At 33.9% G+C, this 24,189-nt stretch carries 30 protein-coding genes; 15 read left to right on the top strand and 15 right to left on the bottom strand.

Annotation, left to right across the window (positions count from 1 at the left end; translation table 11 throughout):
* Positions 1–287 precede the first annotated feature (287 nt).
* The 3 genes from MKX37_RS04755 to MKX37_RS04765 are packed head-to-tail and all read right to left on the bottom strand — an operon-like array spanning position 288 to position 3,881.
* Positions 288–2,159, bottom strand: coding sequence for a DUF3732 domain-containing protein (locus tag MKX37_RS04755; RefSeq protein ID WP_078422033.1), 1,872 nt, complete (start codon positions 2,157–2,159; stop codon positions 288–290).
* Positions 2,156–2,641 (bottom strand): three component ABC system middle component, encoded by a 486-nt coding sequence (locus tag MKX37_RS04760; protein WP_078422034.1) that lies wholly within the window; start codon positions 2,639–2,641, stop codon positions 2,156–2,158. The genes MKX37_RS04755 and MKX37_RS04760 overlap by 4 nt, the downstream gene beginning before the upstream one ends.
* Positions 2,634–3,881, bottom strand: coding sequence for a hypothetical protein (locus MKX37_RS04765; RefSeq protein WP_078422035.1), 1,248 nt, complete (start codon positions 3,879–3,881; stop codon positions 2,634–2,636). The genes MKX37_RS04760 and MKX37_RS04765 overlap by 8 nt, the downstream gene beginning before the upstream one ends.
* A gap of 1,562 nt (positions 3,882–5,443) precedes the next feature.
* On the opposite strand from MKX37_RS04765, the gene MKX37_RS04770 reads away from it, so the two are divergent.
* From MKX37_RS04770 to dnaB, 8 genes are all read left to right on the top strand, one after another.
* Positions 5,444–6,238 (top strand): hypothetical protein, encoded by a 795-nt coding sequence (locus MKX37_RS04770; RefSeq protein ID WP_078422036.1) that lies wholly within the window; start codon positions 5,444–5,446, stop codon positions 6,236–6,238.
* A gap of 41 nt (positions 6,239–6,279) precedes the next feature.
* Positions 6,280–7,167, top strand: coding sequence for a DUF3307 domain-containing protein (locus tag MKX37_RS04775; RefSeq protein WP_078422037.1), 888 nt, complete (start codon positions 6,280–6,282; stop codon positions 7,165–7,167).
* A 320-nt stretch (positions 7,168–7,487) separates the two neighbouring features.
* Complete coding sequence (locus MKX37_RS04780) at positions 7,488–7,826, top strand: DUF4870 domain-containing protein (protein WP_016126635.1); 339 nt, start codon at positions 7,488–7,490, stop codon at positions 7,824–7,826.
* Positions 7,827–7,829: 3 nt separating this feature from the next.
* Positions 7,830–8,081: a hypothetical protein gene (locus MKX37_RS04785; protein ID WP_016126636.1), complete on the top strand. Its 252-nt coding sequence runs from the start codon at positions 7,830–7,832 to the stop codon at positions 8,079–8,081.
* Positions 8,082–8,089: 8 nt separating this feature from the next.
* Positions 8,090–8,833: a MerR family transcriptional regulator gene (locus MKX37_RS04790; protein ID WP_016126637.1), complete on the top strand. Its 744-nt coding sequence runs from the start codon at positions 8,090–8,092 to the stop codon at positions 8,831–8,833.
* A gap of 50 nt (positions 8,834–8,883) precedes the next feature.
* Positions 8,884–9,162 carry a nucleoside triphosphate pyrophosphohydrolase gene (locus MKX37_RS04795; RefSeq protein ID WP_078422038.1) on the top strand — a complete coding sequence of 93 codons (279 nt, stop codon included), beginning with the start codon at positions 8,884–8,886 and terminating at the stop codon, positions 9,160–9,162.
* A gap of 197 nt (positions 9,163–9,359) precedes the next feature.
* On the top strand, positions 9,360–10,223 hold the full coding sequence (locus MKX37_RS04800) for a DnaD domain-containing protein (RefSeq protein WP_078422039.1): 864 nt from the start codon (positions 9,360–9,362) through the stop codon (positions 10,221–10,223).
* Complete coding sequence (dnaB, locus tag MKX37_RS04805) at positions 10,220–11,506, top strand: replicative DNA helicase (protein ID WP_078422040.1); 1,287 nt, start codon at positions 10,220–10,222, stop codon at positions 11,504–11,506. Before MKX37_RS04800 ends, dnaB begins: the two co-directional genes overlap by 4 nt.
* 96 nt (positions 11,507–11,602) lie before the next feature.
* Here the strand turns inward: dnaB and MKX37_RS04810 are convergent, their stop codons facing one another.
* A complete protein-coding gene (locus tag MKX37_RS04810) occupies positions 11,603–12,388 on the bottom strand; it encodes a TrmB family transcriptional regulator (protein WP_078178717.1) in 786 nt (261 codons plus the stop codon).
* Positions 12,389–12,498: 110 nt separating this feature from the next.
* Here MKX37_RS04810 and MKX37_RS04815 point away from each other — a divergent pair, with 110 nt between their 5' ends.
* Positions 12,499–13,266, top strand: coding sequence for a TSUP family transporter (locus MKX37_RS04815; protein WP_078422041.1), 768 nt, complete (start codon positions 12,499–12,501; stop codon positions 13,264–13,266).
* Positions 13,267–13,491: 225 nt separating this feature from the next.
* On the opposite strand, the gene MKX37_RS04820 is transcribed toward MKX37_RS04815, so the two are convergent.
* Positions 13,492–14,379 carry a DMT family transporter gene (locus tag MKX37_RS04820; RefSeq protein ID WP_002134700.1) on the bottom strand — a complete coding sequence of 296 codons (888 nt, stop codon included), beginning with the start codon at positions 14,377–14,379 and terminating at the stop codon, positions 13,492–13,494.
* 169 nt (positions 14,380–14,548) lie between these two features.
* Between MKX37_RS04820 and MKX37_RS04825 the strand changes: the two genes are divergently transcribed.
* A complete protein-coding gene (locus tag MKX37_RS04825) occupies positions 14,549–14,893 on the top strand; it encodes a hypothetical protein (protein ID WP_087996496.1) in 345 nt (114 codons plus the stop codon).
* Positions 14,894–14,943: 50 nt separating this feature from the next.
* On the opposite strand, the gene MKX37_RS04830 is transcribed toward MKX37_RS04825, so the two are convergent.
* Positions 14,944–15,519: a TetR/AcrR family transcriptional regulator gene (locus MKX37_RS04830; protein WP_078422042.1), complete on the bottom strand. Its 576-nt coding sequence runs from the start codon at positions 15,517–15,519 to the stop codon at positions 14,944–14,946.
* A gap of 142 nt (positions 15,520–15,661) precedes the next feature.
* On the opposite strand from MKX37_RS04830, the gene MKX37_RS04835 reads away from it, so the two are divergent.
* Entirely contained in the window at positions 15,662–17,137 is a 1,476-nt protein-coding gene (locus MKX37_RS04835) for an MDR family MFS transporter (RefSeq protein WP_078422043.1), read from the top strand.
* Between the two features lie 43 nt (positions 17,138–17,180).
* Here the strand turns inward: MKX37_RS04835 and MKX37_RS04840 are convergent, their stop codons facing one another.
* From MKX37_RS04840 to MKX37_RS04855, 4 genes are all read right to left on the bottom strand, one after another.
* On the bottom strand, positions 17,181–17,708 hold the full coding sequence (locus MKX37_RS04840; protein WP_078422044.1) for a permease: 528 nt from the start codon (positions 17,706–17,708) through the stop codon (positions 17,181–17,183).
* Entirely contained in the window at positions 17,705–18,187 is a 483-nt protein-coding gene (locus tag MKX37_RS04845; protein WP_002188538.1) for a hypothetical protein, read from the bottom strand. The genes MKX37_RS04840 and MKX37_RS04845 overlap by 4 nt, the downstream gene beginning before the upstream one ends.
* A complete protein-coding gene (locus tag MKX37_RS04850; protein WP_050000900.1) occupies positions 18,180–18,521 on the bottom strand; it encodes a PadR family transcriptional regulator in 342 nt (113 codons plus the stop codon). The genes MKX37_RS04845 and MKX37_RS04850 overlap by 8 nt, the downstream gene beginning before the upstream one ends.
* Before the next feature lie 300 nt (positions 18,522–18,821).
* A complete protein-coding gene (locus MKX37_RS04855; RefSeq protein WP_000540380.1) occupies positions 18,822–18,968 on the bottom strand; it encodes a YjcZ family sporulation protein in 147 nt (48 codons plus the stop codon).
* A 200-nt stretch (positions 18,969–19,168) separates the two neighbouring features.
* Between MKX37_RS04855 and MKX37_RS04860 the strand changes: the two genes are divergently transcribed.
* Complete coding sequence (locus MKX37_RS04860) at positions 19,169–19,405, top strand: hypothetical protein (protein WP_002140614.1); 237 nt, start codon at positions 19,169–19,171, stop codon at positions 19,403–19,405.
* 127 nt (positions 19,406–19,532) lie between these two features.
* On the opposite strand, the gene MKX37_RS04865 is transcribed toward MKX37_RS04860, so the two are convergent.
* Positions 19,533–20,081 carry a DUF4352 domain-containing protein gene (locus tag MKX37_RS04865; RefSeq protein WP_002169011.1) on the bottom strand — a complete coding sequence of 183 codons (549 nt, stop codon included), beginning with the start codon at positions 20,079–20,081 and terminating at the stop codon, positions 19,533–19,535.
* A gap of 549 nt (positions 20,082–20,630) precedes the next feature.
* Positions 20,631–20,732 carry a YjcZ family sporulation protein gene (locus MKX37_RS04870; protein WP_000505688.1) on the bottom strand — a complete coding sequence of 34 codons (102 nt, stop codon included), beginning with the start codon at positions 20,730–20,732 and terminating at the stop codon, positions 20,631–20,633.
* Positions 20,733–21,018: 286 nt separating this feature from the next.
* Here MKX37_RS04870 and MKX37_RS04875 point away from each other — a divergent pair, with 286 nt between their 5' ends.
* Both MKX37_RS04875 and MKX37_RS04880 read left to right on the top strand, forming a co-directional pair.
* Positions 21,019–21,219, top strand: coding sequence for a hypothetical protein (locus MKX37_RS04875; protein ID WP_002087259.1), 201 nt, complete (start codon positions 21,019–21,021; stop codon positions 21,217–21,219).
* 260 nt (positions 21,220–21,479) lie between these two features.
* Positions 21,480–21,938 (top strand): putative iron-sulfur cluster-binding metallochaperone, encoded by a 459-nt coding sequence (locus tag MKX37_RS04880; RefSeq protein ID WP_078422045.1) that lies wholly within the window; start codon positions 21,480–21,482, stop codon positions 21,936–21,938.
* Between the two features lie 119 nt (positions 21,939–22,057).
* Here MKX37_RS04880 and MKX37_RS04885 read toward each other — a convergent pair whose 3' ends face one another.
* The gene (locus tag MKX37_RS04885) at positions 22,058–22,381 is read right to left on the bottom strand and encodes a hypothetical protein (protein ID WP_002064068.1); all 324 of its coding nucleotides are present in this window, start codon (positions 22,379–22,381) and stop codon (positions 22,058–22,060) included.
* A gap of 999 nt (positions 22,382–23,380) precedes the next feature.
* On the opposite strand from MKX37_RS04885, the gene MKX37_RS04890 reads away from it, so the two are divergent.
* Entirely contained in the window at positions 23,381–23,686 is a 306-nt protein-coding gene (locus tag MKX37_RS04890) for a hypothetical protein (protein WP_002134718.1), read from the top strand.
* 61 nt (positions 23,687–23,747) lie between these two features.
* On the opposite strand, the gene MKX37_RS04895 is transcribed toward MKX37_RS04890, so the two are convergent.
* Both MKX37_RS04895 and MKX37_RS04900 read right to left on the bottom strand, forming a co-directional pair.
* Positions 23,748–23,969: a hypothetical protein gene (locus tag MKX37_RS04895; protein ID WP_002125677.1), complete on the bottom strand. Its 222-nt coding sequence runs from the start codon at positions 23,967–23,969 to the stop codon at positions 23,748–23,750.
* A 12-nt stretch (positions 23,970–23,981) separates the two neighbouring features.
* Complete coding sequence (locus tag MKX37_RS04900) at positions 23,982–24,185, bottom strand: hypothetical protein (protein WP_078176431.1); 204 nt, start codon at positions 24,183–24,185, stop codon at positions 23,982–23,984.
* Positions 24,186–24,189: the final 4 nt, after the last annotated feature.

The following is a 24,189-nucleotide window of genomic DNA, read 5'->3' on the forward strand; positions in this document are numbered from 1 at the left end:
ATAAATATTAGTTGGATAAAGTGTATTGTTAGCGATGGGAAGAAGAGCATATGAGGTATATGCTCTTCTTTTTATTTGTAAATAGGATATGAAAGTTTCAATGATGACCTCCATCCTGTCAAGATATGGAGGTATATATCCTGAAAGAAACTTGCATGTTCTACAATTGCTTAGAATCAAGATAAAGTTGCTCAATTGGGTAAATTAATGTTTTCTAGTATTCTAGAGTTTCTTAGTGTTTGTGACCAAAAACGTGACCAAATTCAAGTGCTTAGAACAGCCCTTATCTAGATATTAATTAAAGCATTTTCACCCTCTTTAAATTCCTCTACCAAGTGAAATTGTTCAAGTTGAGCTTCTTCCCAGATCGATTTTGGGATGTGTTCCAAGATAATGATTTGGAAATCTTTTTTAAACTCTTTGTTTACATACAGGATAAAATCATTTAATAATTTCATCGCGATGGTAATTTTTTTCTTATCTCCTAGATTTACTTCTTCCCATGTTTTCTGTTTAGTCTCTTTCAGTTTAGTATCTTCTCCGTAATAAGGTCTACTAGGTTGGTCTAATATTAAGAACTGAGGGACAAAAGGACTATTTTGTTTTAGAATTAATTCGTGTAAACCTAAGAAAAGACAAATATGTAGGAAGAGATGATTTGAGCTACTTCCTATAGTTGATGGATTGGCGGTCTTGGGTTTTCTAAGATTTAATTTTTTGTTTTTATCATCAAATAAAGCTTTATATCCAGAATAAATTCCAAGTGCTTCTTTAGATTGTTCTAGGTATCTATCAATTAATTCCTCTAGTAATTTTATAGCGGCATCCTTATCGGTGTTTTCATCTAATGAATCTATAAGTTCAGCTAAAAGCTCTCTTTTAGTTATGATTTGGGTTTCGTAATCTTGGTCAATAGAAACCTTTCTGTCTTCATAAATGGATAATGTATGCCTTAGCTCTCCAATAAAGATGTATTTTTCAATGTCATTTGTAAAAGTGTTCTTTTCTGTTGGAGCTAGATCGAGTAATGCTTCAATAGATTGCAATTCTTTTTCAAGTTTTTTGACTTCGGCACGTATGTTTAAGTTAAGAGGATATTTTTGGTTAAGTGTATTTTTAATTCGATAGAGTTCTTTTTCAAAGTCTAGCAACAGCCCTTTCATATCAGGTGTTTGTATAACTTCGTAGAAATTATCTTTAATATATGTAATAGGTTTTAGGCTGTGAAGGTTATTACTTTCCACTTCTTTATATTTTTTATATTGTCTATCAAAAGTTTTATAAGCTTTTATTTTTCGAAGCAAAGCATTTTTTTGACTCTTAAGAGTACTTATATTGTCTGGTTCGCTAGATACAAACTCTCTATAATTAAATATAACTTCTTTCAATTGTTGTAAACATGCGTCTAAATCCATGATACTATCATCGATTAAATTATATTCTTTAGCCTTTCTTATTAATTCGGCTTTGTTTTCTTCATACAACGATGCTGAATCTTCGTATGAGAGCTGTTTCTTTTCTAACCTATTTATTTCTTTTTCAATGTCACGTATTTTTTCCCGAATCAGGATATTTTCTACGGTGTCTATTCCAGTAGCAATATCAAAAATTCTTTCTAACGCTTCTCTATATTTTTCATCATTTTGTTTATTGAAAAATACATGCTTGTTGGTGATAATATCTTCGGATTGGGTATTAAACATTAAAAAGTATCTTAATGATATTTTACTTCCGGCAGATAGTTTGTTTCCACCGTAGGGTATAACAATGTTTTTATCAATACTGAATTCTTGTTCCAAAATACTTTTACAATCTTTTTCACTAATATTGGATGATGGAAGGTCGGGTATATTGCCTATAGCTGAGAAATAATATTCTTTCGATAATGACTTTGAAGAGCGGAATTTACTCCTAGCTATAGTAAATGTTTTGTTGTTAATACTAAAATTTAAGCCATACCATTTAACATTTTCATTTATTTTTTCATGAGGAATTTCTGTTTTACTAGCAAAAAAGCAATAATCAATGATATCAAGGATTGCAGTTTTACCTGTACCGCTGTCACCAGTTATTACATTTACTTTGTTTTCGTGAAATTCAACTTCACGGCATGTATCATTCTCTAACCACAGTATCATCTTATGAATAATAAATCTCATAATATCACCCTCAATTGTAAGTATAGATTTGCAATATCATCATTTAATAAACAAGCAAGCGTAGATGATGATTTTATAATGTCTTCAATTCTTTTTCCTAAAGTATCATTTGTATATTCAAATTTATTTTCATGATTATAGTGTATAAATTCATTTTCAATATTCACTAGACCAATTTCTTTTAATAGAATAATGGAATTCATTGAAACAGGAAGTAGTGAAATATATCTTTGGTCAAAGTTTACAAAGAAATGAGGCTTTTTAGTTATAAATTCCTCCATGCTTCTTACTACAGAGTTTTTTCTTTTTAAAAAGTTCAAAGTACCTTTGTGAGAAACTAGAGGGAGAATCAATGCGCATTGAGAGATAGTAGCTTTTTCTAAGTGCTTTAATACAGATGCGATTGCTATACTTCCAATCAATTCATTGTTATATAAATATCTAGAGGAACTTTTGTTATAAGAATCTATTGGGTTATTCATTTGATTTGTACTTCTCCTCCCAATCTAGCTTCCAACCTATTCTTGGTGTGTCAGCTAGTAAGTAGAATTGTCCATTGCTAAATTCTGTATCAAAACGTGTCTGTTCAAATTCGAGAATTTGCTTTAAAATTTCGAAGTAGCATTTGCGCGCATAATCAATTAAATCATCTTCATCAATACTATTTTTATCTCGTTTCCACTTTCTATGTATAGATTGATGAGCATCATTAAATATATTCTTCCACTGTAATATGCAATTATCATCAAATTGTTTTCTTTGTAAAGCGGTCATATCTCCTTCTTGTTCCCATTCTTCTAAGTTAGTATATGCAAGTAGCTTATATCCGATGAAAGTTAGAAGTTCTTCGATGTCTTCTTCATCAATCACTTCAATATCTAGAAGCTGTTTGATGAAGACTTGACTAAAAGGATCGCCTGTGAACTCAGTGTATTTTTTTCTAATGGGTAGTCTACTATCACGAGTTTTTTCAAAGTAATTTTCTGCTTGTTTTCTAAAGTCCTCAAAAGAAATTATTATTTTCCCTTTGTTTTTAACATTCATATAATTATTTGCGCGTATATTGCTATCTAGAGATTCGAAAACAGAGTTTATCCTATTTTCTTTCACAAGTTTTTCACGAATTCTACTCTTTATTTTATTTATTAAGTCATCCTGATCTAATTCAAAAGATAATTTATTGAGGAAACTCTTAAGCCACCTATCATTTTGACTTTTGAAGCACTCTATATATCCTTTTATAGTTTTGTCTTTAACGGTTGTATGTAAGTCATCTAGGTATTCTTTAAATTTTTTTATTGTAATAGTCTCTTCTTTGAATTTTGATACATTTTGTAAAAATATGTTAGATTTATTATTGGATTTATTAGAAACTAAAATGAATTTTGTAGAATCGATAAAATCCATTTGCTTTTTTAAAGTGTCTCGCTTCTGAGTCTTATCATTTATAATGTGTAACCAATTGGAAATTGTTTTCCATAAGTCGCTGTCTAATTCGGTTAGATTAATGATTGTACCAGATGCCTTTGTTTGAATAGAGTGTTTTAACTGTAACAAAATTTGATTTCCATTTTTTAAATCAAGATGCACATCATCTTTGACTTCTATACCAATTTGTTCGCCTTCTTTAAGATTAAGTAGTAAATATAAAAAATAGTAATATTGATAATCAAATCCTATAGATTTATTATCCGCAGTTGTTTTCTCTTGAAAGGATGTCACCACATTTCCTCCTTGTTAATTTTATGAAGCTAAATATTTATCGGGCTGAATAGTATTTAAAGGTTGTTCGATGTATATAAATATGATATCACAATATGGTGATGTTAATGATATGGAAATAACAACTTCTGTCATAATCTAAAATCATTCGATTTGTGTGCAGTCCGGCATAAAGAAACACAAAAGCAGACTTTTTTTCTATATAGATGCTTACTAATTCTAACCATTTTTATAAGTAGCAGGTAGTTAACCTGTAAAACCATGCGATTAAGTATTGTACGGGTCCCTAACTTGGAGTGTCATCTAAATGAAAAGAGGTAGGTTTGAACAATCAAGTTCTATTCGGTTTGACAGACCGTAATAATTGTGCAGATTGTATGTGGGTAGTGATTATTACTAACAATTCCAATTAGATGGATAGCTCTCTATGTTAAACATAGGACTTTCTCATAAAGTTGGGGAAAAGATTCGTCACAACTGGCGATGAGGATAAGAAATGATAAGTTAAATGGAGTACTCTTTATGGCTACTGCTGTACTACACTACAAGTAAACGATGTATATTTTTTAGCATTGGGCTACAGAACGATTTAAAGAGCACATCACTATTATCAAAAGAATTGTTATCATTCGTTATAGTATTACACACTTTTTTAAGTAGTACTACATGTGATTTTACAAAACGAACAAACGCAAATAGCTATTACTTTAAAGAGTAATTATTTTAATTTAGTACATTAATGGGAATACTAAATTAAATTTTTAAAGCGAATTCAATTTAATTATTTGTAGAAATTGCATAGTGTATTAATAATAATCAAATGATTAAAACTAACCTAAAAGCGATTTGAATAAATAGTTAGTGAAGAGCTAGAGTAAATTCTCGAGTTAGTAAAAAGTTAGACTAAATCCTCGAGTTAGATTAAAATTAGAGTAAATCCTCGAGTTAATGAGGAGTTAGAGTAAATCCTCGAGTTAATAAGAAGTTAGAGTAAATCCTCGAGTTAATAAGGAGTTAGAGTAAATCCTTGAGTTAATAAGGAGTTAGAGTAAATCCTCGAGTTAATAAGGAGTTAGAGTAAATCCTCGAGTTAATAAGGAGTTAGAGTAAATCCTCGAGTTAATAAGGAGTTAGAGTAAATCCTCGAGTTAATAAGGAGTTAGAGTAAATCCTCGAGTTAATAAGGAGTTAGAGTAAATCCTCGAGTTAATAAGGAGTTAGAGTAAATCCTCGAGTTAATAAGGAGTTAGAGTAAATCCTCGAGTTAATAAGGAGTTAGAGTAAATCCTCGAATTAATAAGGAGTTAAAGTAAATCCTCGAGTTAATAAGGAGTTAGAGTAAATCCTCGAATTAATAAGGAGTTAGAGTAAATCCTCGAGTTAGATTAAAATTAGAGTAAATCCTTGAGTTGAAATAAAATTAATTTTAATGAGACAAAATATGAATTGGTTATTCCATTAATAGATATTTTTTATGTGTTATAAAATTAAATACATGCCAATTTATGACTTGTTAAATAAGTAAGCTGAATTATATGTATGAAAAATAATGGAGGTAAGTCATGAAATACCCTGTTTCAGTTTTTATAATGGACGTTACGAACTCTACTTCAGAAGGTAATTGGAAAGAATTAACAAATTACTTGAGGGAATGGGAAAGTGACATAAGTAGTTGGAGTAGTAAGGAGACTACAATAAAAGTTAAGCATCGGATGGGCGATGAAATTTTACTGATAGCTGATCATTATGCTACAGCGTATATAATTGCTTTTTATATGAGTTTGATTTGGAAGTTTAAGAAACAAAAATTGTATTTTGGTATAGCTTGTGGTTATATTGATGATAATTTAGAATCTATTGAAATTGATTCATGGAATCATCCGTTAATAAAAAGAGCAAGAATGGCTAATGAAAGAATTAAAGGTGATACAAATAGAGATACGTCTATAATATTTGAAATTTATGAAGAATCTTCCAATTTGGAGAAGGTAAATCAGTTAGTAGAGAATATGAATTTACTGGCTCAACTTCAAGATAAAATGATAAGTGATCAAGCTCCTCAACAAAAATTAGTTTGTTCTTTATATGCAGTGTTTGGAGAACAGAAGAGAATTGCACAAGAATTGGGTAAAACAACCTCTACTATATCTAGCCACTTTAGAAAAGGAGCTAGCGAAATGATATTTAAAGTGTTTGATAAACAAAAAGATACACTAGTATTTATGGAGGGCTTTAATGGTAGAAATAAGCGAGAGGAGAATTTGTTAATAGCGGAGAGTCTTGTCAACTTGATTAGAGAATACATTCAAAAAGATTTAGATAGATTTTATCCTGAATTAATTGTTAAAGATGAATAATTTAAATTAATTATAGAATAGATGAGAGGAAAGTACTTTAAATGATTTTATTAACTCTAATAATTGCACATTTAATTGCTGATTTTTACTGCCAAACAGATGTAATGGTTAAAGATAAAGAAAGGTATTTAAAGCGTCATTTAATTCATCATGCAGTAGTAACTTTTTTCGGATTATTAATATTGTTCGTGTTAAATAGTAGCTTAAATAATATCTTATCACAGTTGATATTACCAACTGCATGTATAGTGTTGGTACATTTTATAATAGATAGTATAAAAATAAATACAATGAATAAATTTAAAGAAAAATATAATGTAAAATCATGGAGTTTAGTTCTTTTTATAGTTGACCAGATTCTTCATTTTTTATCAATTTTAATTGTGTGTTATTTTGTATTTGATATTAATATTTCAACAATAATTACGAAAATACTTATTTTATTACATTTAGTTCCAGGTAATAAACCTATTATTTCGCCAATAAATATAGTTATGTTTTTGGCTGTTATGGTAATAATTGCAACTACGGTAAGTGGACATATAATTAGATTATTACTTGGTACATTACCTAATCATCTTGCTTTATTTGAGGGGAAATATACTTTGAAAGACGTTCTAAATAAAGAGGGAGTTTTAAAGACTGATAATGCCCAAACTAGAATTTCGGAAGAATATAGTTATATGGTAATCAAAGAACAGAGTTTTTCAAGAGGGAAAATAATAGGGTATGTTGAACGTATGTTAGTTATTGTATTGGTATTCCAAAATCAATATGCAGCAATAGGATTTATTCTGGCAGCTAAATCACTTGCGCGTTTTAAACAAATGGATGATAGGGATTGGGCCGAATACTTTCTATTAGGTACCCTTGTATCGATTTTGTTAGGAATAATATATGGAATTACTATTAGTTTAGTATTGAAATAGAGAGAAGTAATATGCCGATGTATATTTATATTTAGTTAGTATTATAAATAGGTGAATGTTTTTGGGGAGTTTCTGCTCCATTGCTGCCATGAAAGTGGTACTTCATCTAGAGTGAGTATCTAATATATATAAGCCCCCCCTTGAACATCAAGGGGGTTTAATGGCCTCGAACCAGTGACTTCCATCCTATCAAGGTAAAGGCCTTGTTTTACCTCTATATTAGTGGTACCAAAATTCCCCTATATAATCCTCTTGCACCTCCCCCAACGTCACCCCCTAACCTAAAGGAGACAAATCAAAAAGGGGGGACCAAACCAATCATGAAAACCACCACAAAAGAAAAAAGAAATACCATCATCATGTTACTACTATCAGCCGCAATAGGAATTTTTTCACCACTACTCATGTACATTACACTGGCACGTAAAAATGAAGTGTACAAATATCATTGCCGAAAGGCGTTCAACTTTCATTTGTTAATTTTTCTTCTATTTAATATTAGTTCGCGTATTAGTGATGTTTTGTTTTGGATTGTGTTTGCTCTTGAGGTAGTTCAAGTGATCATGGTTGCGTGGAAAGTAATACGCGACGAGCCATATCGTTATTTCATTCGAATTCCGTTATTTAAAGAAGATAAGTACGCAGTGGAAGGAGAATAGGTGATGAAACAAGAAGTGGAGATAAGGAGAAAGCGAATTTTTATTATGGCCGCAGTGTTGTTTATTGCGATTTATATTATTTTACGAAAAAGAAAGTATGAGTACTTTTATGACGGTATTAGTGAGTATGAACATCGTTATAGAAGGAATGTTCCTTTTGTATTGCTTGTTGTAGGTTTGTTTCAATATTGTAGGCGGAATGAGATGAGCTTTTCTTATATGCTTCAGTATGTGAAAGAGAAGTTAGCGGAGTAGGTGATGATATGGCGTGGATGATTAGTGAGTTTGCAAGTGTTGGGGATGTTACGGTGCGGACGCTTCGTTATTATGACAAAATTAATTTATTAAAGCCGAGCGATTATACTGAGGGTGGGCATCGGTTATATACGACAGATGATTTGTATGTGCTGCAGCAAATTCAATCGTTTAAGCATCTTGGGTTTTCGCTTGGGGAAATTCAAAATATTATATTGCAGCGTGATATAGAGACAGAAGAATTTTTAAGACAAATGCATTTTCAAAGGGAAGTGCTTTTGGTAGAGCAAGAAAGAATTGCGAAGGTGCTTTCACATATGGATGAGATGACGAAGAAGTTTCAAAAGGAAGAACGCGTGGATATCGCTTTGTTTTCTTCGTTTTTGCAAACTTTCATATGGGAGAAAGAAAATAAAGAATGGTTAGAGGAACACTTTTCAACGGATAGTGTTCGAGCGTTTTATGATAATAAGGAATTAAAAGAAAAATTTGATCGGCGATTTATGGATATGATAGGGAAGTTGAAAAAGTGTAAGGTAGAAGAGAAGGATCCGAGTCATCAAGATGTTCAAGTTACCTTGAAGGAATTTTTTAATTTAATAGAAGAGGTAACGAACTATCTTGATACATCTCAAAGTGATATAGAGGACATAATTAAACAATCAAACCTCCCACTATCCGAACTCCCAGCCCTCTTCACAACCGGAGAAGAAAAATATATAAAAGAAGCAATGAAGCAGTTTAACACCTAGTTAAACTGCTTTTCCATTATAATAGAAGAAAAACTAACGGAGGAACCCACATGCCAACCTACAACAAACTAATCCGAAACAAAATCCCACAAATAATAAAAGCTAACGGAAAAACACCCACAACAAGAATCCTACCCAAAGACGAATACATAGAGGAACTCTGCAAGAAAACACAAGAAGAACTATCCGACCTCTTAGAACTAATCAACGCCCTAGCCGAACACGAAGGCACAACACTAGAAGAAATCAACAACATCCGAAAAAAGAAAGCAAAAGAACGAGGCGGCTTCTCAGATCGAGTCTTTCTAATCGAAGTAACCGACAACTAGCCCCTCCCATACCCCTTCCAAGCCCCTACCAAGTAATAAATCACTAAGAAAAAACACAACAAAACAAAAACAACAACAAACACCGTAGTAGTAGTCAAAAAAAAATTTGAAATAACACGCCAAAAACCCACCCCTCCTTCCTATATATAGTACAAAGAAGAATTTTTTACTTTTGAATCGGGACAGGAGGAATTAGGATGGCGGTGTATCGTACTGTGCAGGTGAATTTTTGGCAGGATGATTTTGTTTTGGATTTGACGCCGGAGGAGCGGTATTTTTATGTTTATTTATTAACTTGTTCGAAGACGACGCAGTGCGGGATTTTTCCGTTTCCGAAGCGGTTAGCTGAGATGGAGACTGGTTATAATCGGGAGACTGTTGATAAGCTTGTGCAGCGCTTTATTGATTATGGGAAGATTCTTTATGATGCGGAGACGAGGGAGTTATTTATTTTAAATTGGCTTCGTTATAATCCGGTGACGAATACGAATGTGGAGAAGTGTGTGCTTCGTGAGCTGAAGGGTGTGAAGAATAAGGAGTTTGTACATATGTTTCTTCAGAAGTGCCTAGAGGAGGAGCTGAATGTTCCGATGCTTTTAGCACATTTCGGTATGCCGAGTGATTTGGCTGTGGATGATGTTGAGCCAGCTTGTGAGGAGACAGAGGCGGAAGAAGAGGTTATAGAGGAAGAAACGGGAAGTCGTGTGTTTTCTTTTTATGAGCAACATTTCGGTAGTTTGTCTCCTCATACTGTGGAGGAACTGAGTGCGTGGATGGAAGATTTGTCAGAGGAGCTTGTGCTGAAGGCTCTTCAAATTGCGTTTGAGAATAATAAGCGGACGGTTGCTTATGTGAAGGGGATTTTGAGGGGCTGGCACGGGAAAGGGTTTACGAAAGTGTGTGAGGTTGAGGCGGATACGACTCAGTTTCGGAAGAAGGAGTCGTCTGTTAGTACTGGGGAGACGGAGGAGTTTTTGACGAGGTGCGAGGAGTGGGAGAAGAATGCGCTGTCAGAGGAAGAGCTGCAGCGGTTCTTAACTGAACGAGGGTGGCGTCCATGAGTATTCAAAATGTGGAGGCGGAAAAGACGGTGTTAGGTTCTCTTTTAATTGATGGAGAGCTTATTAAGGAGTGCCGTTTGACGGAGCATTATTTTTCTATGCCGGTGCATAAGTCTATATTTCGGTTAATGCGAAAAATTGAAGATGAAGGGCAACCAATTGATCTTGTGACGCTCGTTTCTCGGATGAATCCAAATTTTTTGGAGAATATCGGGGGAATGGAGTATTTTATAGGGTTAATGGATGGTGTGCCTGCGACTAGCAACTTCTCTTATTATGAGGGGCTTGTTCGAGGTGCCTGGAAGATGTATCAGGCTGGTGTTCTTGGGTACAAGATGGGAGAGCGTCTTATTACGGAGAAGAATGAGAAAATTATTGGTGAGACGATTACGGAACTTTGTGAGTTAGAGGAAAAGGACTGTGTATGTGAGTTTGATTTGAAGGATGCGTTAGTTGGTTTGTATGAAGAGCTTCATCAAGATACGAAAGAGAATACTGGTATTGAGACTGGTTATACATCGTTAAATAAGATGACGTGCGGATTGCAGGAAGGTGATTTTGTCGTTCTTGGAGCGCGTCCTTCTATGGGAAAGACTGCATTTGCGTTAAATGTTGGACTGCATGCGGCGAAGTCTGGAGCGGCAGTTGGGCTGTTTTCATTAGAGATGAGTAGTAAGCAATTGTTAAAAAGGCTGGCGTCTTGCGTAGGTGAAGTGTCAGGAGGCAGGCTGAAAAATCCGAAGCACCGTTTTGCGATGGAAGACTGGGAAAAGGTGAGTAAGGCGTTTGCGGAGATCGGTGAATTACCACTTGAGATTTACGATAATGCAGGCGTTACGGTGCAAGATATTTGGATGCAAACTCGTAAGTTAAAGAGGAAGCACGGTGATAAAAAGCTTTTAGTTATTGTAGATTATTTGCAGCTCATTACGGGCGATCCGAAGCATAAGGGCAATCGATTTCAAGAGATTAGTGAAATTTCACGTAAGCTTAAGTTGTTAGCGCGTGATTTAAATGTTTGTATAGTGGCGTTATCGCAATTGTCTCGTTCCGTAGAGTCACGTCAAGATAAGCGACCACTTTTATCTGATTTAAGAGAGACAGGACAAATTGAGCAAGATGCGGATGTCATTATGCTTATGTATCGTGAGGATTATTATGATAAGGAAACGATGCAGAAAGAGATGACGGAGATTCATGTGGCGAAGCATCGGAATGGACCTGTGGGTAGTTTTAAGCTGCGATTTTTGAAGGAGTTAGGGCGGTTTGAGGAAGGGAAATAGTTAAAAGACTGGAGTATCACTTTGCAAATAAAATAAAGCATAAGTGTTCCATTTCATTAACTTATGCTTTATTCTTTGATTCTTTGAATATGTTTCTTATTTTTCCATAAAGAAGGATTTTCTCTCTGTAGTAATCCATTGCTCCAAATCGTCTTGGCTACGTCGGACAAGTCGATTTACTAAAACATCATGCCATACGTAATCCTCTAGTAAGTATATATGAATGGGGTCATCTGTATAAAAAGCAATATTACGCTCTTCAATTGATGGTCCATAAATCATCTCTTTAGAATCTATCGATAAAATAAACCAATGTTCTGTAGACAGGGTTTCTGTATAAGGTGTTATACGATGGGCTTCTAGATTTTTAATGGGATTTTCAACATGCAGGGTAATACCTTGTACTGTAACTTTATCAGCTACCTCAGATAGTTCCTCTTTTAACGCTTCATACATCTCATCCCACATTGAAATGACAATACGTTTTTGGGCTTTTTTTATTAATGCCTGACAGTAGCTAATTATTGTTTTATTGTCTTTTAAAGTAATCACTCGATTATCCGTTTTTTCCTCGAAAGTTTCCAGTTTTTTTAATGAATCACTGATTACTTCATAAGTAGACTGCCATTCTGATTGCGCCTTTTGTAAAAAGATTTCAACAGGTAGAGGTGAATAGCGAGTGGTGTCATTTATTTCTTCCTTCATGACAATTCCTTTTTCTACAAGGTTACCCAAAATCTCATAAATTCGCGCTCTTGGGATACCCGAATCCTTACTCACTTGGTAGGCTGTGACAGGCCCCTGTTTAACAAGAGATACATAAGATTTAGCTTCATATTCATTAAAACCAATTTTTTTAAGCTGTTGCACTATGTAGTCCACTTTTTTCGTCCTCCGATGTTTGCTTTTATATTTCAACGTTACAATAACTGTTTACATTTAGCAAATTATTAGTTACTATTCGAATAGTGACTAAAGGGGAGGTTAATAGTGTGGATTTTTATTTAGACCCATCAGTATTAATTATTTTGATTGCTTTTGGATTTTTAGCTGCATTTATTGATTCAGTTGTAGGTGGTGGAGGACTCATTGCTTTACCAGCTTTATTATTTACAGGACTGAATCCAGCAAGTGCAGTAGCTACGAATAAACTAGCGTCGACAATGGGAAGTGCAACTAGTAATATTGTGTTTTATCGTTCTGGTAATCTTGATTTGAAATCGGCGTTTAAATTAGTTCCACTCACTTTCATAGGTTCCATAATAGGGGCATGGACCGTTCATTTAATGAACCCAGAAGTACTGAAGCCATTGATGCTGATCATGCTTGGTGCGGTTGCTATTTATACGATATTCAAAAAGGATTGGGGTAGTATTTCCACTCATAAAAAATTGTCTGGTCGACACGTCATTATCTTTACTTTTTTTGTTTTTGCTATTGGTTTTTATGATGGGTTTCTAGGTCCTGGCACAGGTTCGTTTTTAATGTTTTCTCTTTTATTTATTGGGTATGATTTTTTAAAAGCAGCAGGTAATGCGAAGCTTCTTAATTTAGGAAGTAATGTTGGTGCATTGTTGATGTTTATGTATGTAGGGCAAGTAAACTATGTGTATGGTTTTATAATGGGGATTGCTCAAATTGCTGGAGGGATTGTTGGCTCCAAATTTGCTATAAAAAAAGGAAGCGGGTATGTTCGTGCTCTTTTCATTACAGTAACTTGTTTATTGTTAGCGAAAAATCTGTATGACTATATTCAGTAAGTAATTTGGAACATCTTCACTTCAAAGAACGTAGAAAAGGTCAAATATGAAGGCTACATAAAATATAAGAAGATACTAGGGGTAAATTTCTTTTAACATTTTTTAGATGCTACCTTATTCAAAGATAGCATCTAAAAAAGTCTCATTTAAAAGAAAATCTAAGTGAAGAGAATGATATAAACTCATATTTTTTCTGGGGTATGTTTATTGATCATAGTGAAATGTTTACTCTATATTCTTCTTATAATTAGGCCTCAACAAACTCTTAAAGTCCACCTCAGCAATCAACACACTCAATAATATAAGCGTCGCCCCTAAATAGCCTTTCCCTGTGAGCGTTTCGCCTGTGAAAACAAAGGCAAAGCCTGCTGAAAAGACAGGTTCTAATGAAAAGATAAGTCCCGTATGTGTAGGCGTCGTGTATTGCTGGGCGATAACTTGCACGATGAAAGCGACTGCGGTGCAAAATATGCTTAAGGCTAATATGATTAGCCATGAGTTGATCGTGCTAGGAAGTTTTGGGGTTTCCATCACTAATGAAAAAATAAGACTAAATAGGCCGACGAAACCGAGTTGTATGACCCCGAGCGCAATCGAGTTCACATGTTTTGTTACGTTTCCAGTAATGATGACATGAATGGCATAAAATAAAGCAGACAATATGCAAAATATATCGCCGTTACCGATCTTGAATTCACTAGTTAATGTTAATAAGCCAATTCCTATTATCGTTAACACAATTCCTAATATAACTTTCTTTTCAGGAATGTGTTTTAAAAATATAGCTGATAATATCGGAATGAAAATGACTGTGAGACATAGTAAGAAACCAGCATTAGAGACACTTGTATACTTTGTACCGAAAGTCGCGAAAATATAGACGATAAATAAAACGGAAGCTAGTATAAAAGCATATTTTACAGTTTTAAAATCGACTTTGAATAAATGTTTGTAAAATATTAAACCTGATAAAAGAAAGGCAATAATAAATCGTAATGCGATTAAATTATATTCTTCTATGCCATCAAGTCCAAGCTTTGTAAGTAGGATGGATGCACCCCAAAAAAATGTAACTAGTAGTAGCATTAAATCAGCTTTTAATTGAATTTTCATTTCTATTCCCTCGTTATGTATAATTTATGATTCCATACCCCTATCCCCATTGTTTATTTTAATATTAATTCTGAATATTTGGAACGAAAATTTATCGACGTTTTATTCTATAGTTACGTACGAATTAACGTTATCTACCGCAAAAACATTAGCGAAGTTAAATCCAAACATGACATTCATTTACGTATCCGGTAGCGGAACAGATAGTACAGAATCAGGACGTACGATGTGGGCGAGAGTGAAGGAGAGAACGGAAAATGAGTTATTACGTTTACCTTTCAAATCTGCGTATATGTTTAGACTAAGATTAATCATTCCGGCAAATGGTGTGAAATCAAAAACGAAATTGTACCAATTAATGTATGATGTGATGAAGCCCTTTAATCCTCTGTTGAAGCGATTCGGCAGTGTGATAACTTCTGAGCAGTTGGGAAGAGCTATGGTGCGAGTTGGGAAAGATGGATATTCTCGTTCAATTATAGAAAGTTCGGATTTGAAGAAAATCGGTAAGTAATAGTATGTAAAAAACGCCTATTTTATATAGGCGTTTTTTTGATGGTGAAGTTATTCTTCTTCAAACTGAAAAATATTCCGGTTAATAAGTTGGTGGAGATACCTATCCATTTCAGCAGCAGAAACGCTTCTTTCATTTTTAAACCACCATGCACTTAATGAGGTGATTGCCCCTGAATAAAATTCAATGATTAAATCATTTGGCATCGTATGGTTTTTGCAAAGTTGATTTAACGCTTCTATTTCTTGTTTTCTCGTTTCGTGACTTAAATACTGTGTACGGCTAATAAATTGTTCATCAGACATTTGCATCTCTAATATTTTACCGATTTCTTCATGGTGTAGAAATTGTTCCATTACTTGAAATGGTTTACTTAATCGATCTGAAATCGGTATTTCAGCAATCATCTTGCTGTAGCGTTTAAATCCAAATGCTAATAAAGCATCTTTATCTTCAAAATGTTTATAAAAAGTTGTTCGGTGTACCATTGCACGATCACAAATTTGGTTAATCGTGATGGTACTATATTTCTGTTTTGATTGCGTCATTAATTCAAATAAGGAATCCCAAAGTAATTTATGTGTACGTCTAATACGTAAATCAAGATGTTTTTCATTATCGTTCATCTACAATTCTCCTTTTTTGTAGATTAAATATACAATGGCTTTAAATTGATTCTCCCTTTTTAATCTACATATGTATATTATATTACATGTGTTCCGGTGTATTTAAAGATTTTCAAGTAAAAAACAGGAGGAGAATCAATACATGAATATAACAACTAAGAGCCCTGCAAGTGGCAAAGTTGATACTTCTAATATGAAACATACCCCGATTTTAATTGCATTACTTTTAGGGGCAATGGTTGCATTATTAAACGAAACATTACTTGGTAATGCGTTAACTGTATTAATGAAAGAATTCGACGTAACAGCTTCAACGATTCAATGGCTTTCTACAGCTTACATGTTGGTGGTTGGGGTTTTAGTCCCGATTACAGCGTTACTTCAGCAATGGCTCACAACGAGACAAATGTTTTTGATCGCTATGGTAACGTTTTTAGTCGGTACATTAATTGCGGGATTTGCACCGACATTTTCCGTTTTATTAGTCGGCCGTATCGTCCAAGCAGTAGCGACGGGGTTAATTTCACCGTTATTAATGAATACGATTTTAATTATTTGTCCACCTGAAAAACGTGGTGCCACAATGGGATTAATCGCACTTGTAATGATGGCAGCTCCAGCAATTGGTCCTACATTATCTGGAGTAATTGTGGATTCATTAAATTGGCGCTGGTTATTCTACATTGTTATTCCTATCGTGATCATTTCAATTATGATTGGGATGAAGTACATTCAAAATGTTACGGAGTTAACAAGGCCAAAAGTAGATTATCCATCTATTCTTTTATCGACATTAGGATTTGGCGGGCTTGTGTATAGCTTTAGTGCATCGGGTGATGTAGGATGGTCTGATGCGAAAGTGTATGGCACTTTAATTGTTGGGCTTATATCATTATGTATTTTTGTCGTTCGACAATTAAAAATCGAGAATCCAATTTTAGAATTACGTGCATTTAAAGTTCCGATGTTTACAATATCAGTTGGATTAATCGTCATTGTGATGATGTCGTTATTTTCAACGATGACTTTATTACCGATGTTCCTACAAACAGTTTTACTCGTTACAGCATTTAAATCAGGACTAATAATGCTTCCAGGAAGTATTATTAGCGCCATAATGGGACCAATCGCAGGTAAACTATTTGATAAATTTAGCCCGAAAGTTGTTATCGTTCCCGGTATTGTGTTAGTAGGTATTGCAATGTTCTTATTTAAAGGCATTACTCCTGATACATCAATGGTACAAATTATTGTCATGCATAGCGTATTAATGGTCGGACTCATGTTTGTAATGACAGCACAAACATATGGATTAAATCAATTAACACCAGATTTATATCCGCACGGAACAGCACTGTTTAATACGTTACAGCAAGTAGCTGGCGCAATTGGTACGGCTATCTTTATTTCGAAAATGTCTTCAGGAACAACTAAGTATATGGAAAGCTCAGCAAATCCAATGGATCCAGTAGAGAAGTTAAACGGTTTAACATCTGGATTCCAAGGCGCATTTACACTAGGGTTAATCTTTATCGTTATTGCTTTTATCGTATCGTTGTTCTTAAAAGAAGAGAAAAAGGAAGTAAAGGCAGCGAGGGTTTTACAGAACGAAAATTAAGGTTCATATTAAAAAGACATCTTTACAAGATAAAGATGTCTTTTTACATTTCTTTCGTAATATCATACTGCAACAACTGCCGTTGATCATAAAACCTCTCAAAAACGATGCCCATTACGTAGAAAAACAATAGACCGAAGCAAATGTGAACGAGCGTAAAGGTAGCTCCGAATGAAGAAAATTCATACACCATAATCGGTAATTTCGCAGTTGTCCAAACACCTAAGAAAAATACGATGTACCTAATACTTGCGCCTTTTTTTAATAGTAGTGCTGCAATCGGAAAGGCAACATAGAGGGGACCAGCTGCAATGCCGCCTAATAATAGAGAGAATAATATTCCATATATGCCGGACTTTTCTCCCATATATTTCATTAGTGTTTCTTTCTTCACCCACTGATCAAGTAACCCTACAAATATTAGGACAGGGGGGAGTAGAAACAACATATCTAAAATGCTATTCCCCGTTAATTGTAATGCGCTCCATCCTAAAGATTGGTTTATAAAAGTTAGAATGATAAGTCCAATCAGCAAAATGAAAAAGAAGCGATATCTTTTTAGTTCTTTCATACCATCACCACCCAAATGATATAGGAGAATAGGAGTGACATGAGTAATGCAGATGCATTACGAGCGTAAGCAAAGCTTCGTCCGAATATCTTTTGTTCCATCGGCAAGGTTGTAATTCCTACTGACATTAGTGTAGACATGAGTGCCGCAACTTGAGGAAGACCTGCGCCGTGCTGTACTAACGTATTACCAAGAGGAAATACGACAAAGCTTGGGATAAGTGCCACAGATCCGAGTAGTGCTGAATAAATAATACCTAAAAATCCAGACTGTTCTCCAATGATGGAAGAGATGAAGGACGGCGTTAAGATAGAAAGTGATAGTCCAACGAAAAGCATAATGGAGAGCATGGCAGGGAGGAGGTTTCGAAATATTTTCCATGATTTTAATAGGGCAAATTTCGTTTTATTCCGATCCTTCATAAAAGAAATCCCCGTAAGAATAATGGCCAAAGTGTAAAGGATAGCGCCATTAATCATGATTAGATTCCTTTAAGTCTTTATATTTGTTTAAGAAAAAGGTTAAGTTTTTCATTTTTTCCTCAATATCTATTTGAAAATCTGCTAATTGTTCTTTGCCGGTCTTAGTAATTTTGTACATCTTTCTCGGTTTATCTGGAACGGATGTACTTACATAAGATTCAATAGCGCCTTCGTTTTCTAATTTCTTTAGCGTGCGGTAAAGGATAGCACTATCAATTGGATTGACCGGAAGTTCTTCTTCACATTTCTGAAGTAGCTGTCCGCCATAGTTATCACCTTCTGCTAAAAATAACAAAAGAAATGCACCTGTATGTCTTCCTGTATGTTTCATGAATATACCTCCTAGAATGAATTGGAATATATACTGTTAATGACAGTATACTGTTGTTAACAGTATATGGTGCATGAAGTGCTATGTCAATTTTAAAATGGTACTGAGGGGAAATGGCAATTCCTGTTTTAATCTTGTTAAATAACAAAAATAAAAGCCTACTGTTTTCTTGTGACAGTGGCTTTCATAGTTGGTAAACTACTATATTACGCTTAGGGAATCTCGCCTTTTGATAGTAACACATATATGTTAGCCCTATATTGAGAAATAAAAAAAAGACACTCTCAAGAGTGCCTCTTATTAGCAGCCGAATCCGCCGCCCCAACAGCTAGCTCCAACGATGATTAATAAGATAAAGAGCACAACAAGTAAGGCGAATCCACCGCCAAAACCACAGCCTCCACCACAACTACCACCATAGCCTCCACAACTACCACCATAGCCCATATTAACTCCTCCTTCCATAAAGTCCATATATTAATGGATTTATATCACTTTATGTTTTTACGGATAAACTTGAGCAGGTCCTTTTGAAAAAATAAAAGTACTCGGTATTTTAAAAGAGTTGACGAACTTATTTTTGTCACGAGTATTCCGCTTATTACATATGGTATTTTATTCTGTGCATTGGGGGAAAGGAGATCGTTATGGCTAATTCTGAGATGATATTACGTTTACTTACGGATTTAAAGATTGAGCAGCAAGCTTTAAAAGAACAGCTGGAGAAAATGCAAACAGCTTTGAGTATTCTTGAAGAAAAACCAACTATTCCTGAAGAGAAATCAACTACTCTTCAAGAGAAACCAGTTGTTACAAAGCAACGTGGACATTCTGGGTTTCCAACATCTTTTCGTGATTGGAGAGCATCTTCTCAAAAGAACTAAGGAATCCTATTATAGTGAGTTATACAAAATCACAAATGAAAAAGTACAGTCTACTGTAGTTAATACAGAGGCTGTACTTTTTGTTATGTTAGTATAAGTTGTGATAGGCGGTTTGTATTTTCTTTGACTATTCCACCTTTAACTCGATCCCTTCATCCAGCATATCTCCATTAATTTTCAAAGTTAATCCTTGCGTATTTTTCGGAACATCGAATACAATGTTCCCTTCCGAATTTTCATTAGGATTAAGAACACCAAATTTAAATGTAGCAGTATTTGCAGCTTTAAGTACTAATTGAGATTCATTAGAAATGTGATATTCTCTTCCGGTTCCGTCAATTAATTTAAAGTTATTGTTATTTAGTGTAATGGGTTCCTCTTGACGATTATAAACTGCGACGTCTAATACTTTAAATACACCTTGTGCTTTAACTTCTCCATTACCTATAACATCTAATGAATCGGCAGAGTGTATTGATATGTATACATCAGAAGAATCTCCATGGGTGGGAAGTTCTTTTTGAGGATCCTTGTTGCTAAGTTCATCATTCTTTGTTTCTTTAGAAGTCTCCTGTTCGTTTTTCGTGTTACTGCTAGATGTATCATGTGAACTGCAAGCTGATAATCCAAATAAGAATGAGCTACATAATAATGATGTTAATAACTTTTTGTTCATAGTTTGTTCCTCCAAAATAAAAGTACTTTCATGGGTGCCATAATGATTTAATAAATCTATATTTTTCTTTATATGTATTAAATGTTACATTTTATTATATTGGTTTTGGGATAAAAAGGAAACTTGATGCAAATAAACAAGACACTTTGCAGTGTCTTGTTTATTTAAGTTATGCGCATTACTTAATAAGACGCTAGTTTCTCATCCTGAACATGAGTAACTATGTAGGGTGTTTTAATTATAACATTTTAACCAGTAATGGGTCTATATGGAATTTTTAATATTTATTTTTAATTATTCAGAATGATACATGTGGTGAAAGGTATATATTATCTATAATAATTGTATATATAACTAGCCTTGTAATGAGTTTCTACTATATTTTAAATTGAAATATAAATGAAAAGAAAAGCACAAAGAAGGGGCTGTGGAATATGGGCGCTTGGGGAACTGGATTATTTGTATGTCACACTAAAGACCGAAAGTGATGAAGAGCTTTTTATTACAAAGAAAAGACACCCATATAAGAGTGTCTTTTCCGATAGTTTTTTAGCAGAAGCAAGAAGCTCCAACAATGATCAATAAAATAAACAATACAACTAGTAAAGCAAAGCCGCCGCCACAACTACTACAACTACCACCAAATCCCATAATAGTTCCTCCTTTAATAAGAGGGGAAAACAAGGGGTCACTCATGTATTTTAACGGATTCAATTTACTTTATGTTTTTTACGCAATAATTGAGCAGGTCCTTTTGAAAATAAAGAAAAGACACCCTAAGGTGCCTTTCTCCGACTTGAACCATCTTAATTTTAATAATATTGGTCATTGAGAAAAAAGAAAAAGCCCTATATAGAGGTATCACCACACGACTAGCCAGCACTCACACCTAAAAACAGGATGGAATGATAAAATGCAAGTTTAAGGAGGGGGAAGAATGAAAAATGTACATAGATGGTTAAATTATTTTGGTTTTATATGTGTGTGCATGTCTAGCTTCGGTTTTGTTTCTCGTTGGATTTTTCGTGATGTGATTGCACTCGATCAATTACTTGTTTTGAGTATAGGAATTATTATTTTAATAACAGTATTTTTTGTAAAACGTTGTAGTAAAGAGTTACGAGGTGATAAAGGTTAATCGCCCTAAATGTAGTTTTAGAATTTCGCAATCGGAGTATATTGCTGAAAAAGGCTTATTGAATAATGACAGTTTATTTTAAGAAAGTAAATCGATAATATAGTAAATAATACTTTCCTTGACCCTGTACTATGGCACAGGGTTTATACTTTATATGAGGTGAGACAGATGCAATATCTTATTATCGAAACTTTAATAGATTCAGAAAAGAAAGTAGAAGAATATTTATAAAAACAATAAATTGTAAAGGTGGGAGAATAATGGAAGATTGTTGTAGTAACCTTAAAGGAATAAAAATTGAAAATAATGGTCATTGTCCATCATGTAAAAATAAAGCTAAGAATGTAAAGTTGATTACACTAAAATCATTGCTTAAATCATCGGCATTAGAAACATTAAATGCTAAAGAAAATCACTATTTTTGTTCAAACGAAGATTGTGATGTAGTCTATTTTGATACGAATAATAAAAAATACTTTGTATCGGACATAAAGGTAGCTGTAAATCAAAAAGATGACTCAGCAACTACACCAATTTGCTATTGTTTTGATTGGACAAAAGAAAAAATCAAACAATATGTAGAAAATGGACTTACTCCTAATCCAGTAGAGCATATTCGCGAAAACATAAGAGAAAATCGATGTGGTTGTGAAGTAAACAATCCACAAGGTAGTTGTTGTTTAGGCAATGTTACAACTTATATTAGAAAAATGTCATAAGGAACTTAAATGTTGCTTTTTTTCACCAAAATACTTTGGGGTATTTCAAAATCTCAAGTCGATGGGCATGTGGCGTTGCCTCATGCTCACCAAGCTAGTTAGTGTATGTTAAGTAAACCTTATGGATTTGTATATCTCATCCATCCACTTTCAGATTGTTTCGCTTTATACTTCCCATAAGACAGAAGCTTCATTGCCGAGCGATTGGCCGCATGAAAAACCAAGTTTAGCTTCAATTCTTCCTCCATTTCACTGGGATAGGTGGTAGATTCATAAACATAATAACCCGCCATGATACAGGGGATTACTTGCTCCGGTTCAAATCCATAAGCAGTTGCATCATCCACAACCAAATCAATGATGCATCGGTTTCCATCTTTAACTTTTTTCTGGAGTAATTTTTTTACCGATCCTGGTACTAATTCTAATATTTTATCCTTCATGTCAGTCACCTCATCTTTTATAATGTCCAGATAGCCTGGGGATATGTGTCAAACAGAATGAAGTTCCAACCGTAATTACACTGGTTTAACAAGATCTTAAGGACTATATCACCCTAAAAGAGACAATGGCTTTAAATAAAAGAAACCCCGATTGTCTGCGGGGCTCCTAAGGGTAATCGTCAAGTAATGACGTACTCGACTAATTAACGATATCATGAATTTTTTGGTGAAAATAATGGTAAATGTGTCCGAATTAATGAGGGCATCATTTGGAACAAAAACGCTATTTTAATTTCAAACAAAAGAACAGTCAGCAAAAGCTAACTGCTCGGTTCTCCAAGGGGGAACAAGGAGAAAGTAACTTAATCGGTTGTCTACAGTATTGACGGAATATTGAATTTTATTCAGGGGACTATGTTATATGATTGATAAAAAATTCCTTTATTAGCAGTAAAACTCCGAGGAGAGACAAGACTTCAATTGAGAACCAAAACATGCTTTTTTGAGGTTTTTTAAACTCCATTATTATGGAAGAAAATAAAAAGGTTGCAATCATCATGATAATTAAGAGACGGATTATATCAGACATTAATAGCACTCCTAATATTTAATCAGTTTCATTATATAGTTATTTCCAATGAGATGGAATTTAAGAATTGTTTTATTGAAATTCGAACAAAAAAGGTCCTGTTGTCTCCAACAGAACCTTTTCTAAAATGGCAAAGAGTAACTCTTACCTTACTCTTCTGCTATATAATACACAAAACACGTATAGATTTGTAGAACAAGAAATTCCAATATAATTATTTGAATAAAGTGTTTAAAAGTATCTTGTCGGGGTTTAATATAAGGAATTAAATTACAAACGTTGATTTATCAATGGATATTAATGATGAACTAGAAAATGATAGTTAATAAAGGAATATTACAATAATGAAATATGAAATATTGCATATTCAATTGAAATAGAAATTTACAAGTAGAAAGCGAGGAATAACAATGGGGCTAGGAAACCATAGAACAGAAAATAGTTTGAGTGTAAATGACAGGTGTTCCGGGTTCTACTATTTATGCGAAGAATGTCATTGGGAATTCCATAGACACTTCGAAACAGTTAAATCACACGAGTATGTTACGGAGGCACCTAAATATACAGAATTGATAGGATTATGGGAAGTATTGAATGATCCATTATCTATGAAAGAGTTCAAGGAACTTGTTTATAAAGGATTGGATTTAAAAAGAAATGTACAAAAATTATTTAATGAAGAAGAAATAGAAGCAAACAACAAACAATTAAAGTAGCGAATTCGATGCTTTTTTATTTTACATAGAAAAAAGGAAACCGCAAAGGATCCTTTTTATATTAAGCTGCTTTATAATTTTTATTTTTAATCCTATTTCTAGTATCCATAAATGCGGCGAATGTTGCTATAGCACCACCTAAATCATAAACTTGGAATTTGTGGACAAAAGCAAGTCCTACAATGAAATTGTAGCTGTATATAAAGCATGTAATACCGAACAGCCATAACATGAACTTTAAATCTTTTAAGCTCAATCTATAATTCTTAATTTTTTTCCACATATGTATCAACTCCTATTGTTCTGAGGTTCTATAGTTTTTCTTGCAGATCTCTCGCATGTTTACGATAAAGAATAGAAAGAAGATAACAGCTGCGATGCCATTAACCCAGTAATACGTATGTCCCATCGTGAATCCATCATAGAAGGAATAGGCATTCCAAATTATAAGGATTATTGAGCAGATAGTAGAGATCATTAATGAGCCAAAACTTCTCATGCTT

This window comes from Bacillus sp. FSL R5-0709 (assembly GCF_038004785.1).
Taxonomy (GTDB): Bacteria; Bacillota; Bacilli; order Bacillales; family Bacillaceae_G; genus Bacillus_A; species Bacillus_A mycoides.

What these genes read in the sequence shown, in the direction of transcription:
- MKX37_RS04865 (WP_002169011.1), bottom strand. Translation starts at nt 20,081, where the DNA reads ATGAACAAAAAGTTATTAACATCATTATTATGTAGCTCATTCTTATTT.
- MKX37_RS04760 (WP_078422034.1), bottom strand. Translation starts at nt 2,641, where the DNA reads ATGAATAACCCAATAGATTCTTATAACAAAAGTTCCTCTAGATATTTA.
- MKX37_RS04845 (WP_002188538.1), bottom strand. Translation starts at nt 18,187, where the DNA reads ATGATTAATGGCGCTATCCTTTACACTTTGGCCATTATTCTTACGGGG.
- MKX37_RS04860 (WP_002140614.1), top strand. Translation starts at nt 19,169, where the DNA reads ATGGCTAATTCTGAGATGATATTACGTTTACTTACGGATTTAAAGATT.
- MKX37_RS04770 (WP_078422036.1), top strand. Translation starts at nt 5,444, where the DNA reads ATGAAATACCCTGTTTCAGTTTTTATAATGGACGTTACGAACTCTACT.
- MKX37_RS04775 (WP_078422037.1), top strand. Translation starts at nt 6,280, where the DNA reads ATGATTTTATTAACTCTAATAATTGCACATTTAATTGCTGATTTTTAC.
- MKX37_RS04875 (WP_002087259.1), top strand. Translation starts at nt 21,019, where the DNA reads ATGAAAAATGTACATAGATGGTTAAATTATTTTGGTTTTATATGTGTG.
- MKX37_RS04900 (WP_078176431.1), bottom strand. Translation starts at nt 24,185, where the DNA reads ATGAGAAGTTTTGGCTCATTAATGATCTCTACTATCTGCTCAATAATC.
- MKX37_RS04895 (WP_002125677.1), bottom strand. Translation starts at nt 23,969, where the DNA reads ATGTGGAAAAAAATTAAGAATTATAGATTGAGCTTAAAAGATTTAAAG.
- MKX37_RS04780 (WP_016126635.1), top strand. Translation starts at nt 7,488, where the DNA reads ATGAAAACCACCACAAAAGAAAAAAGAAATACCATCATCATGTTACTA.
- MKX37_RS04870 (WP_000505688.1), bottom strand. Translation starts at nt 20,732, where the DNA reads ATGGGATTTGGTGGTAGTTGTAGTAGTTGTGGCGGCGGCTTTGCTTTA.
- MKX37_RS04880 (WP_078422045.1), top strand. Translation starts at nt 21,480, where the DNA reads ATGGAAGATTGTTGTAGTAACCTTAAAGGAATAAAAATTGAAAATAAT.
- MKX37_RS04755 (WP_078422033.1), bottom strand. Translation starts at nt 2,159, where the DNA reads ATGAGATTTATTATTCATAAGATGATACTGTGGTTAGAGAATGATACA.
- dnaB (WP_078422040.1), top strand. Translation starts at nt 10,220, where the DNA reads ATGAGTATTCAAAATGTGGAGGCGGAAAAGACGGTGTTAGGTTCTCTT.
- MKX37_RS04790 (WP_016126637.1), top strand. Translation starts at nt 8,090, where the DNA reads ATGGCGTGGATGATTAGTGAGTTTGCAAGTGTTGGGGATGTTACGGTG.
- MKX37_RS04785 (WP_016126636.1), top strand. Translation starts at nt 7,830, where the DNA reads ATGAAACAAGAAGTGGAGATAAGGAGAAAGCGAATTTTTATTATGGCC.
- MKX37_RS04885 (WP_002064068.1), bottom strand. Translation starts at nt 22,381, where the DNA reads ATGAAGGATAAAATATTAGAATTAGTACCAGGATCGGTAAAAAAATTA.
- MKX37_RS04890 (WP_002134718.1), top strand. Translation starts at nt 23,381, where the DNA reads ATGGGGCTAGGAAACCATAGAACAGAAAATAGTTTGAGTGTAAATGAC.
- MKX37_RS04795 (WP_078422038.1), top strand. Translation starts at nt 8,884, where the DNA reads ATGCCAACCTACAACAAACTAATCCGAAACAAAATCCCACAAATAATA.
- MKX37_RS04800 (WP_078422039.1), top strand. Translation starts at nt 9,360, where the DNA reads ATGGCGGTGTATCGTACTGTGCAGGTGAATTTTTGGCAGGATGATTTT.
- MKX37_RS04830 (WP_078422042.1), bottom strand. Translation starts at nt 15,519, where the DNA reads ATGAACGATAATGAAAAACATCTTGATTTACGTATTAGACGTACACAT.
- MKX37_RS04825 (WP_087996496.1), top strand. Translation starts at nt 14,549, where the DNA reads ATGACATTCATTTACGTATCCGGTAGCGGAACAGATAGTACAGAATCA.
- MKX37_RS04840 (WP_078422044.1), bottom strand. Translation starts at nt 17,708, where the DNA reads ATGAAAGAACTAAAAAGATATCGCTTCTTTTTCATTTTGCTGATTGGA.
- MKX37_RS04835 (WP_078422043.1), top strand. Translation starts at nt 15,662, where the DNA reads ATGAATATAACAACTAAGAGCCCTGCAAGTGGCAAAGTTGATACTTCT.
- MKX37_RS04850 (WP_050000900.1), bottom strand. Translation starts at nt 18,521, where the DNA reads ATGAAACATACAGGAAGACATACAGGTGCATTTCTTTTGTTATTTTTA.
- MKX37_RS04855 (WP_000540380.1), bottom strand. Translation starts at nt 18,968, where the DNA reads ATGGGCTATGGTGGTAGTTGTGGAGGCTATGGTGGTAGTTGTGGTGGA.
- MKX37_RS04820 (WP_002134700.1), bottom strand. Translation starts at nt 14,379, where the DNA reads ATGAAAATTCAATTAAAAGCTGATTTAATGCTACTACTAGTTACATTT.